The sequence below is a fragment of the Corynebacterium mycetoides genome, assembly GCF_900103625.1.
In the GTDB taxonomy this organism is placed as follows: Bacteria; Actinomycetota; Actinomycetes; order Mycobacteriales; family Mycobacteriaceae; genus Corynebacterium; species Corynebacterium mycetoides.
On record NZ_LT629700.1, the window covers coordinates 1,501,879 to 1,517,107 of the forward strand.

General features: G+C 63.8%; 17 protein-coding genes and 1 pseudogene. 9 read left to right on the plus strand and 9 right to left on the minus strand.

Annotated elements, in window-relative coordinates; all coding sequences use genetic code 11:
* Complete coding sequence (locus tag BLS40_RS07150) at positions 1-573, minus strand: TetR/AcrR family transcriptional regulator (RefSeq protein WP_092150619.1); 573 nt, start codon at positions 571-573, stop codon at positions 1-3.
* A 74-nt stretch (positions 574-647) separates the two neighbouring features.
* Between BLS40_RS07150 and BLS40_RS07155 the strand changes: the two genes are divergently transcribed.
* Positions 648-1,322 (plus strand): GAP family protein, encoded by a 675-nt coding sequence (locus BLS40_RS07155; protein WP_092150622.1) that lies wholly within the window; start codon positions 648-650, stop codon positions 1,320-1,322.
* Between the two features lie 3 nt (positions 1,323-1,325).
* On the opposite strand, the pseudogene BLS40_RS10975 reads toward BLS40_RS07155, so the two are convergent.
* A pseudogene (locus BLS40_RS10975) lies at positions 1,326-1,466 on the minus strand (UDP-galactopyranose mutase); the annotation flags it as partial.
* A gap of 152 nt (positions 1,467-1,618) precedes the next feature.
* On the opposite strand from BLS40_RS10975, the gene BLS40_RS07160 reads away from it, so the two are divergent.
* Both BLS40_RS07160 and BLS40_RS10980 read left to right on the plus strand, forming a co-directional pair.
* Positions 1,619-2,050, plus strand: a complete 432-nt coding sequence (locus tag BLS40_RS07160) for a hypothetical protein (RefSeq protein WP_157672457.1) — start codon at positions 1,619-1,621, stop codon at positions 2,048-2,050.
* Positions 2,047-2,370: a hypothetical protein gene (locus tag BLS40_RS10980; RefSeq protein ID WP_157672458.1), complete on the plus strand. Its 324-nt coding sequence runs from the start codon at positions 2,047-2,049 to the stop codon at positions 2,368-2,370. Before BLS40_RS07160 ends, BLS40_RS10980 begins: the two co-directional genes overlap by 4 nt.
* 43 nt (positions 2,371-2,413) lie before the next feature.
* Here the strand turns inward: BLS40_RS10980 and BLS40_RS07165 are convergent, their stop codons facing one another.
* A complete protein-coding gene (locus BLS40_RS07165) occupies positions 2,414-3,034 on the minus strand; it encodes a TetR/AcrR family transcriptional regulator (protein WP_092150628.1) in 621 nt (206 codons plus the stop codon).
* Positions 3,035-3,105: 71 nt separating this feature from the next.
* Here BLS40_RS07165 and BLS40_RS07170 point away from each other — a divergent pair, with 71 nt between their 5' ends.
* From BLS40_RS07170 to BLS40_RS07180, 3 genes are all read left to right on the plus strand, one after another.
* The gene (locus BLS40_RS07170) at positions 3,106-3,774 is read left to right on the plus strand and encodes an ABC transporter ATP-binding protein (protein WP_231908554.1); all 669 of its coding nucleotides are present in this window, start codon (positions 3,106-3,108) and stop codon (positions 3,772-3,774) included.
* Positions 3,771-4,511: an ABC transporter permease gene (locus BLS40_RS07175; RefSeq protein WP_231908412.1), complete on the plus strand. Its 741-nt coding sequence runs from the start codon at positions 3,771-3,773 to the stop codon at positions 4,509-4,511. The genes BLS40_RS07170 and BLS40_RS07175 overlap by 4 nt, the downstream gene beginning before the upstream one ends.
* Positions 4,512-4,629: 118 nt before the next feature.
* Positions 4,630-4,989 carry a hypothetical protein gene (locus tag BLS40_RS07180; RefSeq protein WP_092150637.1) on the plus strand — a complete coding sequence of 120 codons (360 nt, stop codon included), beginning with the start codon at positions 4,630-4,632 and terminating at the stop codon, positions 4,987-4,989.
* Between the two features lie 107 nt (positions 4,990-5,096).
* Here the strand turns inward: BLS40_RS07180 and glf are convergent, their stop codons facing one another.
* Positions 5,097-6,284, minus strand: coding sequence for a UDP-galactopyranose mutase (gene glf / locus BLS40_RS07185; RefSeq protein ID WP_092152221.1), 1,188 nt, complete (start codon positions 6,282-6,284; stop codon positions 5,097-5,099).
* Positions 6,285-6,431: 147 nt separating this feature from the next.
* Here glf and BLS40_RS07190 point away from each other — a divergent pair, with 147 nt between their 5' ends.
* A complete protein-coding gene (locus BLS40_RS07190; protein WP_231908413.1) occupies positions 6,432-8,294 on the plus strand; it encodes an N-acetylmuramoyl-L-alanine amidase in 1,863 nt (620 codons plus the stop codon).
* A gap of 149 nt (positions 8,295-8,443) precedes the next feature.
* Here the strand turns inward: BLS40_RS07190 and BLS40_RS11080 are convergent, their stop codons facing one another.
* Positions 8,444-8,716 (minus strand): hypothetical protein, encoded by a 273-nt coding sequence (locus tag BLS40_RS11080; protein ID WP_172807979.1) that lies wholly within the window; start codon positions 8,714-8,716, stop codon positions 8,444-8,446.
* Between BLS40_RS11080 and BLS40_RS07195 the strand changes: the two genes are divergently transcribed.
* Positions 8,601-9,782: an IS1249 family transposase gene (locus BLS40_RS07195; RefSeq protein ID WP_092148108.1), complete on the plus strand. Its 1,182-nt coding sequence runs from the start codon at positions 8,601-8,603 to the stop codon at positions 9,780-9,782. The genes BLS40_RS11080 and BLS40_RS07195 overlap by 116 nt on opposite strands.
* A gap of 38 nt (positions 9,783-9,820) precedes the next feature.
* On the opposite strand, the gene glpK is transcribed toward BLS40_RS07195, so the two are convergent.
* Positions 9,821-11,164, minus strand: a complete 1,344-nt coding sequence (gene glpK, locus BLS40_RS07200; protein WP_231908414.1) for a glycerol kinase GlpK — start codon at positions 11,162-11,164, stop codon at positions 9,821-9,823.
* A gap of 276 nt (positions 11,165-11,440) precedes the next feature.
* On the opposite strand from glpK, the gene BLS40_RS07205 reads away from it, so the two are divergent.
* The gene (locus tag BLS40_RS07205) at positions 11,441-12,250 is read left to right on the plus strand and encodes a hypothetical protein (RefSeq protein WP_092150643.1); all 810 of its coding nucleotides are present in this window, start codon (positions 11,441-11,443) and stop codon (positions 12,248-12,250) included.
* On the opposite strand, the gene BLS40_RS07210 is transcribed toward BLS40_RS07205, so the two are convergent.
* From BLS40_RS07210 to serS, 3 genes are read right to left on the minus strand one after another with little or no spacing between them, the layout of a single operon-like run.
* Positions 12,247-13,071 (minus strand): Cof-type HAD-IIB family hydrolase, encoded by an 825-nt coding sequence (locus tag BLS40_RS07210; RefSeq protein ID WP_092150646.1) that lies wholly within the window; start codon positions 13,069-13,071, stop codon positions 12,247-12,249. The genes BLS40_RS07205 and BLS40_RS07210 overlap by 4 nt on opposite strands.
* A gap of 12 nt (positions 13,072-13,083) precedes the next feature.
* The gene (locus BLS40_RS07215; protein ID WP_006840407.1) at positions 13,084-13,920 is read right to left on the minus strand and encodes a lysophospholipid acyltransferase family protein; all 837 of its coding nucleotides are present in this window, start codon (positions 13,918-13,920) and stop codon (positions 13,084-13,086) included.
* Positions 13,917-15,176, minus strand: coding sequence for a serine--tRNA ligase (gene serS, locus BLS40_RS07220; RefSeq protein WP_092150648.1), 1,260 nt, complete (start codon positions 15,174-15,176; stop codon positions 13,917-13,919). Before serS ends, BLS40_RS07215 begins: the two co-directional genes overlap by 4 nt.
* Between the last annotated feature and the right edge of the window lie 53 nt (positions 15,177-15,229).

Sequence of the window (15,229 nt, forward strand, 5' to 3'; positions counted from 1 at the left end):
TTAAACGCCGAAAATCAACCGCAGGCCGTCGCGGAGGTCCCCGACAACACGATCCGCCTCCGAAGCGGGTGCCCCCAAATTGTCGATCGTCAAGCCGTTCACCAACGCCGTGACCAGTCGCGCCTTTCGCTCAGCTTGGTCCACGTCGCCCAGTGCCTCTACGACCGTTTGCTGGAAGCCGCGGAGCACCTGACTGTAAAGGTCGGCAATCCACTCGCGCGTTGCTGACGCGGAGCCGTAGGTAACCCACATCGCCGCGTCCTCGAGACGCTCGCCGCCAAGGGGGAGAAGTTCAGATAGCCGCACCACCCAGGCCTCGAATTCATCGTCGGGCACTTCTGCCCCGACCACGCGGGCGTTCTGCCGCTGAATGGAGCGGATGAACGCGTGAGCAAGCAGGGTCTCTTTGTTCGGGGCGTGGTACTGCACGGATCCCGCCGCGAATCCGGATTGTTTGGCCACTTCGCGCACGCTGACTGCGTCAAGGCCCCGCGACGCGATGATGCGGATGGTCGCATTCGCAACGGCAGCGGACGATTCCGAGAACTGGTGGTCCAACGAGAACTTGTTCATGGTTGCACACCAGCCTAGCCCGCCGTACATTCGTAAGGGTCCCTTACGTTCGTACGACAAAGAAGGCGCCCGCTATGCAGTCCCTCCTTCCGCTCGTCGGTCTGGCCCTGCTCGACAGTTTGAGCATCGGCACCCTGGTCATCCCGTTGGCACTCATTCTCCTATGGCGAAACGTGCGCGTGCCCGCGCTCGCTGCGTACCTCCTCACCGTCGCGGCAGTGTACTTCGCCCTTGGAGTGGCCATGCTCCTGGGGTTCACCGGCCTCAGCTCGTACGTAGAACGAATCACCGACACCCCCGCTTTTCCCTGGATCACGTTGATCCTCGGCGCGATTCTGGCCGCCTATGGAATCTTCGGACCCGATCCAGTCAAACCTACGCCGGGTGAACTGCCGAAACAGCTGAACAAGCCCATTCAAACCAGCCTGCCCAAGATGGTCCTCTTGGGCTTAGGCGCTTCGCTGACAGAAGCGGCGACGATGCTGCCCTACATCGCAGCGATGGGAATCATCAGCGACTGGGATGCGCCGATGGCGGGACAAGTAGCAGCCATCGCCACATACTGCGGCGTCATGATTGTGCCGACGGTGATTCTGGCGGCGATCGCTCTCGTGGCCGGGCAGAAATTCTTCCCCCGCCTCGAGAAGGCCGTTCCCCGCCTTCAGTACGAGGCCAAGGTGACTCTGCTCTGGATCGCGGCGATCGTCGGCATCTACATGGTCGTCAACAGCGTGGGCGCGCTCCGCTAACCGCTAGTGCCCGCGCGGCTGGTCGATCTCCTTGCCGTCCTCGAAGTACGGCCGGACGTGGTTGTCGAAGACCGCGCCGATGGCCATGTGCATGTCCAGGTACTGGTAGGTGCCCAGACGGCCGCTGAAGAGGACCTTGTTGTGCGCTAGATGTGTTGCGCGGGTTTATCTAGTAACACCGTGGTGGGTTTCGAGTAATGCGATGGTGAGTATCCAGTAACGCCTTGGGGGACGATGCAGGTGACCGCGCGACTACAGGGCGCGCAGCATTGCCAGAGGAGCACGTGCCCGCGAACATGGCTGACACCCGGGGGTTGTGGACGAGTGAGTACTTCCTGCGCGAAGCCTCACGCATAGGCCCTGCCACCAAAGAGGTCATCGCGGAGCTGATCGCCCAGAAAGCGATCCCGGCACAGGCGTACCAGTCGTGCCGCAACGTGCTGACCATGGGCAAGCGCGACAAGCTCGTCTTGGAAGAAGCCTGTTGTCGCCTCATCGACGCCGGCGGTGCTCGCCGGGCGGTGAGCTACACCGCGGTGAAGAACATGATGGCCGCGGTCCGCAAAGACCAAGCCACCCGCCCCACCGGCACTACAACCCCCGCCAGGGACACCATACCAGTACGAAGCACTACTCCGGCGCCGGCTCGTGACACGCGCGGCGCCTACCTCGGCGGTGCCGCCCAGTTCAGCTTGGAAAACCTCACGAAGAAAGGCCCCACCCAATGACCCCGCCACAATCCCTCGACGCACAGGTGAACAAAGCTCGTGCATCGGCAGCTGCCAACCAGGGTCAAAACGGGGCAGCCGGGGCGCCCGTGAACCAAGCCCCCTTTAACCCCGCTGCTCCGCAGCAGTCTTCGAACTCGTGGCAACAGCCGAACCAGCAGAACGCCGGCGGCTGGAACCAGCAGCCGTCCGGCTCAGGCTCGACCAGCTGGAACCAATCGAGCCAGCAGGAAAACGGTTCCAACGACTGGGCTCGTCCTAACGCAAGCTACGACACCGACGGCTCTTCTGGTTCCGCGGATCCCGAAAAGAACCAGTGATCCGGAGCCTGTGGGCGAGAGTTTCGCTGCCGCCCCAGGGCAATCACAGGAGCGACACTCGAATCAGGCGTGCCAGAACTGAAGCGAATTGATCGGGTGAAATTGACGCGTGGGGCTGCACCTGCAGCACATAACGCGACACCAGAGCCCCCAGCAGGACAATCGAGTTCTGCACTACCGCGTCGGCGGTGCTCAGCCGAGGGTGGCCCGGATGCTGTGCCCGTAATCCGAGAAGGAGTTCTTCGGCACTGGCAAGAATTTCACGCTCGAAGTAGCCGGTTACGATTACCCTGGTGTCGTCGTCTTTCATTGCGTATCGAAACGCTGGCAGTACTCGCTCTTGAAAGGGAGACGACTCGCAATAGGCAACGAACGTGCGGGCAAGCAGTTGAGGGAACTGGCCAGGCGGGAGTTCCGGGACCGAACTTACTGAGCGCAATATCGCGGACGCGCTCAACCCATCGAGCACCGCTTCGCAAAACAACGCATCTTTGCTGCCAAAATAATAATTCACCAAAGCGTGATCCACGTCTGCTTCAGCTGCGATTGCTCGAAGCGTCGTGCCTGCATATCCATTCTGGAGAAACTGCATCCTAGCTGCATGAAGAATGAGTTCTCGACGCTCCGATGGTTCGCTCGGGCGACCGCGGCGTTTATTCACCATGCTGGAAACACTAGCTGGCGAACGGTGACACTTTCACTATGAAACCAGACCCAGATACTCCCGCAGTTGCTATGCGGAACGCGCGAGCCCGAATCCTCCAGCCTGTTTCCTTCACCTTGCCTCGAGGTTCGATAAGCGCGCTTGTCGGCCCTTCAGGATCAGGCAAGACCACGTTGATGCGCATGATCGTTGGCACGCAGGCTCGTGTCGACGGCACTGTGCACGTGCTTGGACTGCCCGCAGGTCATCGTCAACTGCGCACCAAGGTCACGTACGCAACCCAGCAAGCTAGCGTGTTCGACGAACTCTCCGTGCGAGAGAACCTTAGCTATGTCGCAGACATTTACGGGCTTCGGCGCAACCGAATCGACGGAGTGGTCGACCAGCTCGATCTGACCGCCAAGATCGACGAGCCGGTGCGCAAGCTCAGCGGTGGTCAACGCAGCCGCGTAAGTCTTGCGGTCGCCCTACTGCCAGATCCGGAACTTGTTGTCCTCGACGAGCCAACGGTCGGCCTCGACCCCATCCTGCGAGCCCAGATGTGGGACCTGTTCAAGGAGCTGGCTCACAAGGGCACCACGCTGATTATCTCGAGCCACATCCTGGATGAAGCCGAGCACTGCGACAACCTATTGTTCATTCGCGACGGCAAGGTGAGCCACACGCACCCGGAAACCATCAAACGCGAAACCGGTGCAGCAACGCTTGAAGCGGCATTCGTGGAGGCGATGACCAAATGAGGGCAAGTTTTGCAGTGGCCAAGCGGGTCGGCAACCAGTTGCGACGGGACCCACGAACTCTCGCACTCATCTTCGTGTTGCCAGCTGTCTTAATGTCCTTGCTGTATTGGATCTTGAGCAACACTGGATTATTTGACCGCATCGCGCACGCAGTCCTCGGGGTGTTTCCGTTCCTCGTCATGTTCCTTGTCGCATCCGTGACCACGCTTCGCGAGCGCAGTTCCGGAACACTGGAACGAGCGCTCACAATGCCGGTGCGCCGGATCGACATCATCGGTGGTTACACGCTGACCTTCAGCCTGGTTGCGGTCGCACAAACGCTGATCACCGTTGTTGTTTGCACCCGGCTACTCGACTTGGATATCGAGGGATCACTCGCTGCGTTCGTTGCGGTCGCTTTGCTCAGCGCTCTTACCGGCACCACCGCAGGATTGTTGGCGTCTGCTTTTGCCCGTACGGAGTTCCAGGTTATGCAATTCGTCCCCGCTGCTATCGTTCCCCAATTCCTGCTCTGTGGCGTTATCGTGCCCCGGGAAGAAATGCCGCATGCCCTCGAGTTGCTCTCGCACACCATGCCGATCAGCTACGTCGTCGACGCGATGCTCGCGTTAAGCAACGCTCCTACCCCGTCTGCGTTTCCCGAAGGCGATCTGGTAACTGATATCGCCATTCTTTCTGGATTCTGCGCGGCATTCGTCGCGCTCGGCGCAGTGAGCCTGCGCCGGAAAACGCCTTAAGAAGTCTGAGCGCCCGAGGTGAACTACGAGAGCGCGTGGATTTCAAGTCACCTTGAACTAGGTCTTGCGCGCGCCTGCTCGGCTCGCTAAGTTTTTAACTATCAGCTGGCCAGGAGGCGTGGTTATTCTCCACAACCTGGTCGGCGCTTCGTTTTTAAGGGGAAAAATGTTCATTGATCCAGCCAGCTATGAGCTCGCGGGGATCTTCGACGGAGCACGGCTGGATCCATTTCTTCACCACACTCAAGGCGACTTAGCTAAGGCCAAGAGGGCATACGTATGGAACGCGAACCTCGCGGCCCGGTACATTGCTCGTACCGGGTTCGTGGAAGTGGGACTAAGAAATATCCTCGATGAGTCCTTAGTCGAGCTCACAGGGTCAGATCGCTGGTGGGACGACCTGTATGACCGCTTAGCCCCTTTAAGTCAAAGAAGCATCGATAAAACGCTAAGGCAGAGAGTTTTCGATGACTGGTAAAGTGTGCAAATCTTCCTTCCAGGCTCTACCTGGAAGGGAATCGACGTAACCAGAGTAAGCCCGCCACGCGGACGGATAGCCAACCGTGAAACGGGTCTCCATCGACGCTAGTGCCCGCGCGGCTGGTCGATCTCCTTGCCGTCCTCGAAGTACGGCCGGACGTGGTTGTCGAAGACGGAGAGCGCAGCGCCGATAGCCATGTGCATGTCCAGGTATTGGTAGGTGCCCAGGCGGCCACCGAAGAGGACCTTGTTGGTGCGGGATTCGTCGGCGGCGAGGCGTCGATACGCTTCGAGCTTGGCTCGGTCTTCCGGGGTGTTGATCGGGTAGTAGACCTCGTCGTCGTCCTCGGCGAAGCGGGAGTACTCCTTGACGATGACCGTCTTGTCGTCGCCGTAGTCGCGCTCCGGGTGGAAGTGGCGGAACTCGTGAATGCGGGTGTACGGGACGTCGGCGTCGTTGTAGTTCATCACCGGGGTGCCCTGGAAGTCGCCGGTGTCCAGCACTTCCTGCTCGAAGTCGAGGGTGCGCCAGCCGAGGCGGCCCTCGGAGTAGTCGAAGTAGCGGTCCAGCGGGCCGGTGTAGACCACCGGGGCATCCGGGGACTCGGCGCGGATTTGCTCGCGGACGTCGAACCAGTCGGTGTCGAGCTTGACGTCGATGAGCTCGTGCTCGGCCATCTTCTCCAGCCAGGCGGCGTAGCCCTCGACAGGCAGGCCCTCCCAGGTGTCGTTGAAGTAGCGGTTGTTGAAGGTGTAGCGCACCGGCAGGCGCGAGATGATCTCCGGCGGCAGGTCGGTCGGGTCGGTCTGCCACTGCTTGGCGGTGTAGTGCTTGACAAAGGCGTCGTACAGCGGCTTGCCGATGAGCGCGATGCCGCGCTCCTCCAGGTTCGTCGCCGCGGCGGGATCCTTGCCTTCGCGCTGCGCCTCGATGAGCGCGCGGGCCTCGTCGGGCGAGTAGTAGCGACCAAAGAACTGGTTGATCAGGCCGAGGCCCATCGGGAACTGGTAGGCGGTGCCGTCGTGCATGGCGAAGACGCGGTGCTGGTAGTCCGTGAAGTCGGTGAAGCGGTTGACGTAGTCCCACACGCGCCGGTTGGAGGTGTGGAACAGGTGGGCGCCGTATTTGTGCACCTCGATGCCGGTGTCGGGGTCCTTTTCGGAGTACGCGTTGCCGCCGATGTGGCCGCGCTTTTCCACCACGAGCACGCGCTTGCCCAGCTCGCTCGCGGCCTGTTCGGCGACGGTGAGCCCGAAGAAGCCGGACCCAACAACGATGAGGTCGTAAGTCATGGCGCTCATTTTCGCACATTCGCGTATCGACGCCCGCCGCCGCGACACGCTGGGAACCCTAAAGTCTCAATACTTCCTTTAAGGTTCTTTCTCCCCTACAATGCCCAGTGATTAACTATTTTCACACTCGCAACAGGAGCCCCTACCGTGCAACAACGTCGACGCCTCACCCGGCCCGCGCCGGGAAAGAACCCGGTCCTGGCCGCCCTGATGTCGGTGGCCCTTATCGCCGCAGCCGCCTTCGGCGGGAATCAGATCATGAATGTCCAGTCCCTCGGGGGCGGTGACGTCTCCGTCGACCTTGCCTCCGAATCCCTGGGCGCCGGCGAGAACATCGCCGTCGACGACGCCGCCGTGATGACCCAGGGCGTCGAGCAGACCGAGCACCGCGTGGTCAAGGAGTTCACCCGCGAGCAGCCCTTCTCCATGGTCGCCCTGACCTGGGAGGGCGAGCGCGACATCGTCGCGTTCGTCCGCGCCGAGCGTGCCGACGGCACGTGGTCCGAGTGGTACCGCATGGATCCGGCCGACAACGAGGTGGACTCGGTGAAGCAGGGCACCGACCCGATTTACGTCGAGCCGACCACCCGCATCCAGGTGTCCACGGGCAACGTCGACCTGCTGGAGGGCGGCCGGACCGAATCCGAGGCCCCGACCACGGCCAACGACATCGAGGCCGTGTTCATCGACGGCGGCGAGGGGACCGTCCAGGGCGACATCTCCCCGGTGGCCAACTATGCGCAGGCCATGCCGAAGGTGGTCACCCGCGCCGCCTGGGGCGCGCAGAACTCCGGCCGGACCCCGTACTACACGGAGCCGACCAAGGCGATCACGGTCCACCACACCGCCGGCTCCAACAACTACACGGAGGCTGCGGCCCCGGGCATCGTGCGCGGCATTCAGGCGTACCACCTCAGCCTGGGCTGGGGCGACGTGGGGTACAACGCCATGGTGGACAAGTACGGCAACATCTACGAGGGCCGCGCGGGCGGTCTCGACCGCGGCCCGATGGGCGCGCACGTCGGGTCCTTCAACAGCAACACGTGGGGCGTGTCCATGCTGGGCAACTACGACACGGTCCAGCCCACCGCGGCGGGCATCCGGGCCATGGGCGAAATCATCGGCTGGAAGGCCGCCCAGGCCAACATCAACCCGCTCGGCACCGTCCGGCTCACCGCCAGCGGCAACTTCTCCGGCAGCCGCTACGCCGCCGGCCAGACCGGCACCTTCCCCACCATCAACGCCCACCGCGACTTCCACTTCAACGCCTGCCCGGGCCAGTACCTGTACAACCAGATGGGCGCGATTCGCACGGCCGCCAACGCCAAGTACATCCAGCTACGTACCGGAGCGGTGGTCAACCAGCCCGCCCCCGTGGACTCCGGAAACAAGAACTCCGGCTCCATCACGGCACCGGACGGAACCCTCACGACGATCACCAGCTCCGAGGGAAGCCCGCTGGCGAAGGTCTCGCTTGAGAAGCTGGCAGCCGGCGACCCGACCGCCATCGCGGCTGCCGCGGGCACCATCGCCGGCGTGGTCATCCTGTACATGCTGCGCTCCGGCGCGACCCCCGAGAGCGTGACCAAGATCGGCGACACCGAGATCATCCCGGGCCTGACACTGTCCTCGCTGCGCCCCTACGTCGGACCGATTCTCAAATTCGTCGGCGGCCAGGACGCCGTGGACACGTGGAAGCAGTTCGAACCCATCCTGGGCGCGCTGGATGGCGTGGCAGCGGGCGTCGGCGGCAACACCTTCGCCTTCTACTCCGGCGGCATCGGCATCCAGAACAACCAGGGCGAGATCTACACCCTGGCCGGCAAGATCGCCGACGCCTGGCTGCAGCAGGGCCTCGACCTCGGCCCGCTCGGCCTGCCGACCTCCCAGGAGTACAACCCCGCCGAGGACCTGGTCAAGGTTGATTTCGAGGGCGGGTCCATCACCTACAACCCGTCGAGCAACGCCATCGACATCGATCTGAGCGCGCTGCGCGAGCAGATCAGCTAACCCAGGTTGTAGGAGCGCGTCACCGCGTTCTCCCATTGCTGCATGAGCCGGTCCCTTACGGGGCCGGCCATTGTGCTGTGCCAGGTTGTCAACTCCCCCAGCGCGAGGGGAGCTGTGACAAGGCCTGCCCCGATGGCGGCGGCGGAGGGTTAAACGACAAAATGTGTGTCCGGATTCATCGATTTGTTTGGGTTGATCAGCGGTAATCCGGAAAGTATATGATCTTGGAGCTTATATCCGTCCCAGGGCGGCGAAATATTGGGGTGTGACAGCAGCGTGTGGTAGGCGCCGGTGTTGGCTTGATCAATGCCGAAGAACCAACCCCGATGCCAGGTGTGCGGCGGCGAGACGAAACGCAACGGGAAGACCTCCGCCAACCGCACCCGGTGGCGGTGCAAAATCTGCGGCGCTTCCACCACCAAGCAGCGCCCCGATATCACCAACTCCGCAGCCTTCGCAGCATTTATCGCCCACCTCACGACCGGTGCGAGCTTGAGAACCGCTGCTGCCGAAGCAGGGTGTCATCCGCGTACCCTGCAACGCCGGTTTGAATACTTCTGGCTAGTTGATGTCCCCGATCCCACGATCGGGCACGAAGGCCGGGTCTACGACCAGGTCTTCATCGACGGCACCTACACCGCCGGCGGGTGTCTCATCGTAGCCGCCACCTTGGATCACGTCATCGCCTGGCACTGGTGCACACGTGAGACCACCGGCGACTACCAAAAGCTCCTCGAACGTATCCCCGCGCCCCTGATCGCTGTCATCGACGGCGGCCAAGGCGCTGCCAGCGCAATCAAGACATGCTGGCCCACAACGAAAGTGCAGCGCTGCCTCGTCCACGCCCAACGCGTGGTACGCCGACACACCACCTCACGCCCACGCACCGATGCAGGACGAGCGATCTACCAGCTCGCGCTCAACCTCACGAAGATCACCGATCTTGACGAGGCGGCCGCGTGGGGTGCGCAGCTACACGAATACGGCAACGTCTACCGCGACTGGATGAACCAGAAAACGTGGACAACCGACCCGGCGACACGGCAACGCACCTGGTCATGGACGCATGAACGCACCCGCAAGGCCTACAACAGCCTCAACCACCTGTGGCGAAACAACCTACTGTTCGTCTACCTCGAACCACCCGACGGTGTCCTCGATGCCAACCGGATCAAATCCACCACCAACAGCCTTGAAGGCGGCATCAACGCCCAACTGAAACTGCTGACCCGCACCCACCGCGGACGATCCGGGGAGCATCAGCGTCGGATGCTGGAGTGGTGGCTGTATCTGCAAACGGAACTGCCTGACGATCCTGTTGAGATCGCCAGGCAGTCCAACTGGGGCCAGGACCAACTCGCCAAAGTATCCACCCTGACCCACAACGAGAACCACGCCGACCACGAAACCGGACGACCAGCCCTCTACGACAACGCTATCGACACCAACTACACACACTCAATCGGCATCCAAAAAGGCCACATCTAACCCCGCGACACGCCGACAACAGACACACATTTTGTCGTTTAACCCGCGGCGGAGGCGGCCCCCATCACGGTGGTCTCGATGTTGGCGGGACGGGCGACGCGCGAATCCAACAGGTCGGCCTGCATCTGCATGAGAAGGGCGTTGTCGGTCATGCCGCCGTCGACACGCAGCTCCGCGATGCGCGTGCGCGCGTCTTTCTGCATGGCGTGCACGACCTCGCACGTCTGAAAACACGTCGCCTCCAGCGCGGCGCGGGCTACGTGTCGACGATCAGTAAACCGCGTCAACCCCGTTATCACCCCACGCGCGTCCGGCCGCCAGCGCGGCGCGAACAGGCCCGAGAACGCCGGGACGATGACAACGCCGGCGCTGTCGTCCACCTGCGCGGCGAGCGTCTCGCTCTCCGCAGCGTTGCGCAGCATCCCGAGTTGATCGCGCAGCCACTGGATCAGGGAACCCCCGACCGCCACCGAGCCCTCCAGCGCGTACACCGGATCCTGGCCCTGCATGTGGTACGCCACCGTCGTCAGCATCCCGTGCCCGCTCCATTGCGGGGTCGAACCCGTGTTGAGCAGCATGAACAGGCCCGTCCCGTAGGTCATCTTCGCGTCGCCCTCATCCAGGCAGCCCTGCCCAAACAGCGCCGCCTGCTGGTCCCCCAGCACCCCGGTGATAGGCACGCCCGAGAGCGGGCCGCGGCGCCGCACCACCCCGAACTCGCCTATCGACGCCCGAATCTCCGGCAACATCACCCTCGGAACACCCACCTCGGCGCACAGCTGCTCATCCCAGTCCAGCGTCTCCAGATCCATCAGCAGGGTGCGACTCGCGTTGGTCGCGTCGGTGACGTGCGTGGCCTCGTGCCCCTCGTCACCGCGCGCCCCGCCCGTTAAGTTCCAGATCAGCCACGTGTCGATCGTCCCGGCAAGCAGCTCACCCTTCTCGGCGCGCTGCCGGGCGCCCGGCACATTGTCCAAGATCCACGCCCACTTCGGCCCCGCCGGATACGAGTTGTTCAGCAGGCCGGTCTTCTTCTGGAACCGCGCCGGATCCCCGTCGTGGTTAGTGCGCGTGTCCTGCCACACGATCGCGTTGTATATCGGCTTGCCCGTGCTCTTCTCCCAGATCACGGCCGTTTCCCGCTGATTTGTCACCCCGAGTGCGGCGATGTCCTCGTCGGTGATGTCCTTGCTCGCCATCGCCTCGACCACGGCCCGGCGCGTGTTGCGCCAGATCTCCATGGGGTCGTGCTCGACCCACCCCTGCCTGGGCATGATCTGCTTGTGCTCGAACTGCGCTTGTGCCACGACCTCGCCTTCGGTCGTTGTCAAGATGAAGCGCGTCGTCGTGGTGCCCTGGTCAATCGCGGCGATGTATGGCATGCGGACAGTGTAGTTTTGATGCCTTTGCGCGGGTTCTGTGCGTTGGTTTTGTGTGGCTGGTTTGTGTGCTTGTTTCTGTGCTGACGTCTAGCAGCTAGACCTCAGCGAAACCGCCCCGGCAAAACCCCAGGTCACGGAGCGCCGCAACCCGCGCAACCACGCTGACGTCTAGCTACTAGACCTCAACGAAACCGAGTTATCCACACCCCACCAGTTATCCACAGCCCCGCACCCGCCGCGCAGGGAATGTCCCCCACGCGTGGCAGAATCCGACGCATGGACTCGGGGGAGGAAACGGCATTCATCAAAAGCGTCGCCGCACGCTGCCGCACGTCGGTGGTCACCGGCCCTGCGGCGCTGCGGCTGCACGGAATCAAGACGTACAGGTGGGTCACCATCGTTGACCTCGCACTGCGCGGCACCGCCCGCGCTTTCGACACCACCACACCGAGCGCCGGCCGCACCTACCGCAGCGGCATTCTCCGCCCGGAGGACATCACGACGGTCGACGGCATCGCCGTCGTCACCGGCATCCGAGCCCTCTTCGACACCTACCGCTATCACCCGCGCACCGACGCCCTCGTCGCCATCGAATCCGCCCGCCACCTGCATAAACTCAGCGCCGAGAACCTCCTCGACCGCGCCCGCCAGCTCCCCCGCGCCAAGGGTCTGCGCGGTTTCCGGGAGCTCATCGGATACTCGGCCGGCACGTCGCAGTCCCCGCTGGAAACTCTCGGCCGCGACGGCATCCTGCGCGCCATCGCCAGCGGCACCCTCACCGGCGTGACAAACCTCGAGTTCCAGGCCGAGCGCACCATCCTCACTGCCCGCGGCGAGCCTCGCCGCGCGCTTGTCGACGCCACCATCAACGCATTCCTCGGCATCGAGTTCGACGGGAAGGTGAAGCTGTCGGGAATCTACGGTGACCCGCACAGGGTCATCGAAGAGGAACGGATGAGGGAGAAGCAGCTCCAAAACCTGGGAATGGTGATCTGCCGCTTCGGGTGGGGGGAGGTGGAAAGCGGAAGCTACATCGCGGTGCTACAAAAGCTTCTGCGGCGGTACCCCGGGACGCGGCCCGCCTAGAACCATTGCTCGAGGACTTTCGCCACGCCGTCCTCGTCGTTGCTCACGGTCACAGTGTCGGCGACGTCGAGCACGACCGGGTTCGCGTTGGCCATAGCCACGCCGAGTCCGGACCACGCCAGCATCTCGCAGTCGTTGGGCATGTCGCCGAACGCCACCACGTCCTCGGCGCTCACTCCGTAGTGCGAGGCGAGGGCGGAGACGCCGGTGGCTTTGGTCACCCCCGGGCTGGAGATTTCTATCAACCCTTCGTCCATGGAATAGGTGATGTGCGCCTCGGAAGTGTCGATGACCGGGGCGATGAGGTCGAACATTTCGGCAGAGTGCATCTCGGCGCACCGGACCAGCAGCTTCGCCGCAGGAACCGAGACGAGTTCTGAGACGGGGGCGACGCCGAAGCGGGGGTCCCACGCATCCGGGTTGTAGTCGGGGGTGACTAGGAACACCTCGTCTTCCGGGTCGAGCGCTGACTGCCCGACGCGTTCGACTCCGTAGCCCCAGCGCACGCCCAGCGGGCGGAATACCGCATCGACGTCGGCGACGACTTGGGCCATCAGCTCGGAGTCGAGCTCGAAGGCGCGCAGCACCTCGTCGCGGGCGGGGTCGTACGTCACAGCGCCGTTCGCGCAGACGCAGACCGGGGAAATGGGGAGCTGGTCCAGCACCGGCATGAGCCAGCGGTGCGGGCGCCCCGTGGCCAGTCCGAAGTGCGCGCCCGAACGCACGGCGCGCATGACCACGTCACGCAAGCGTGGGGTGACGCGTCCGGCGCTGGTGAGGAAGGTTCCGTCGATGTCGCTGATGATGAGCCGTGGCGTCACGTCTGATCCGGCCTACTTTCCGTGCTTTCGGTCGGCGCGCTCGGCTCTCTCCCGCCGGTACATTTCCTTGGCTTCTTCCAGGGTGGGGGCGGCGCCGCCCATAGAGGCCGGGATCCACCGTTCGCCGTCGGGGAAGGGGCCGAAGCGCTCCGCGTACTCCGCGCGGTTGAGCTCGAGGAGCTCTCCCAGCGCCTGCTTCAGGCGAGCCGTCACTTCTTCCGGGGTTCCCTCGAGGGAGACCGGCTCCCCGTACCGGATGATCACGGGAATTTTGGCGCGCCCGAGGTGGCGGGGCAGGTCCTTTGTCCAGATGCGCTGGGAGCCCCAGATGGCGCACGGGATCAGGGGTGCGCCGGCGCGCTGGGCGATGCGCGCCGCGCCCGTCTTGAAGTCGGAGAGCTCGAAGGAGCGGGAGATGGTGCCCTCGGGGAAGATGCCGACGAGTGCGCCTCTGTTTTGAATCCAGTCCACCGCCGAGTCAATGCTGTCTGCCCCCGCCGCGCGGTCCACGGGCACGTGGCGCATCCCGCGCATGAGCGGGCCGATGACGGGTGCGGAGAACACCTCCTTTTTCGCCATGAAGCGCACGAGGCGCTTGCCCGCGACGTGCGGGCCCACGGCGCTGAAAATGAAGTCGAACCAGCCGGTGTGGTTCGCGGCGATGAGCGCCCCGCCGGTCGCGGGGATGTTATCCAAGCCGCGGACCAGCGTGAACGTGCCCTGGGCGCGGAATACCTTCTTGATCGCGCTTTCTATCCACTGATAGAAATAGTCCTTGCGCTCCTCCTCGTGGGGCGGCGGAGGCGAGTAGTCGTCGGGGACCTCGAACAGGCCCTGAATCGTCGTCACCGCTGGACCTCCAGGACGTCTTTGCCCACCCACGGGCGCAGCGCCTCCGGCACAACGACCGAGCCGTCCGCCCGCTGGTTGTTTTCTAGGATGGCGACGAGCCAGCGCGTCGTGGCCAGGGTGCCGTTGAGGGTGGCGGCGGTCTGGGTTTTTCCGGAAGCGTCGCGGTAGCGCGTCGCCAAGCGGCGGGCCTGGAAAGTGGTGCAGTTCGACGTAGAGGTGAGCTCGCGGTAGGTGTTCTGGGAAGGCACCCACGCCTCGGTGTCGAACTTGCGCGCGGCGGAGGAGCCGAGATCGCCCGCGGCGACGTCGATGACGCGGTAGGGAACCTCCACGGCGGAGAGCATGTCGCGTTCGAGCCCGAGCAGTCTGCGGTGCATGTCCTCGGCGTCCTCGGGGGCGCAGTAAACAAACATCTCCAGCTTGTCGAACTGGTGGACGCGCAGGATGCCCTTCGTGTCCTTGCCGTAGGACCCCGCCTCCCGGCGGAAGCAGGAGGACCAGCCGGCGTAGAGCAGCGGGCCGTTGGACAGGTCGATGATCTCGTCCTTGTGGTAGCCGGCGAGCGCCACCTCGGAAGTGCCCACGAGGTACATGTCGTCGCGCTCGAGGTAGTAGATCTCCTCGTCGTGGGCGTCGAGGAACCCGGTGCCCGCCATGATGTCCGGGCGGACCAGCACGGGCGGGATGACCACCGTGAAGCCGGCCTCGCGCGCCTTCTGGGCGGCGAGCATGAGCATGCCGAGCTGGAGCCACGCGCCGTCGCCCACGAGGTAGTAGAACCGGGCGCCGCCGACCTTGGTACCGCGCTTCATGTCGATGATGCCCAGCGCCTCGCCCAGGTCGAGGTGGTCGCGCACCTCGAAGTCGAACTCGGGGATCTCACCGACGTGCTCGAGGACTTCGAAGTCCTCCTCGCCGCCGGCGGGCGCGCCCTGAATGACGTTGGAGATGCGGTACTGCAGCGCCTCCACGGCCTCCTCGGCCTGGGCCTGGGCGGCCTCGGCGTCCCGCACGCGCGCTTTGAGCTCGTTGGACCCCTCCAGCAGCGCCGGGCGATCCTCGGGGGCGGCCTGGCCGATCTTCTTGCCAAACGCCTTCTGCTCGCCGCGCAGCTCATCCGCGGCCGCGATGGCGCTGCGCCGCGCCTCATCCGCCTGGAGCAGCTGGTCGACCAGGGATGGGTCTTCCCCGCGAGCCCGTTGGGACTCGCGGACGACGTCGGGGTTTTCGCGCAGGAACCTGAGATCAATCACAACAATGCACTCTACCTTGCGCATGGGACGTCCCCGCGTCAATTGCTGGTCAT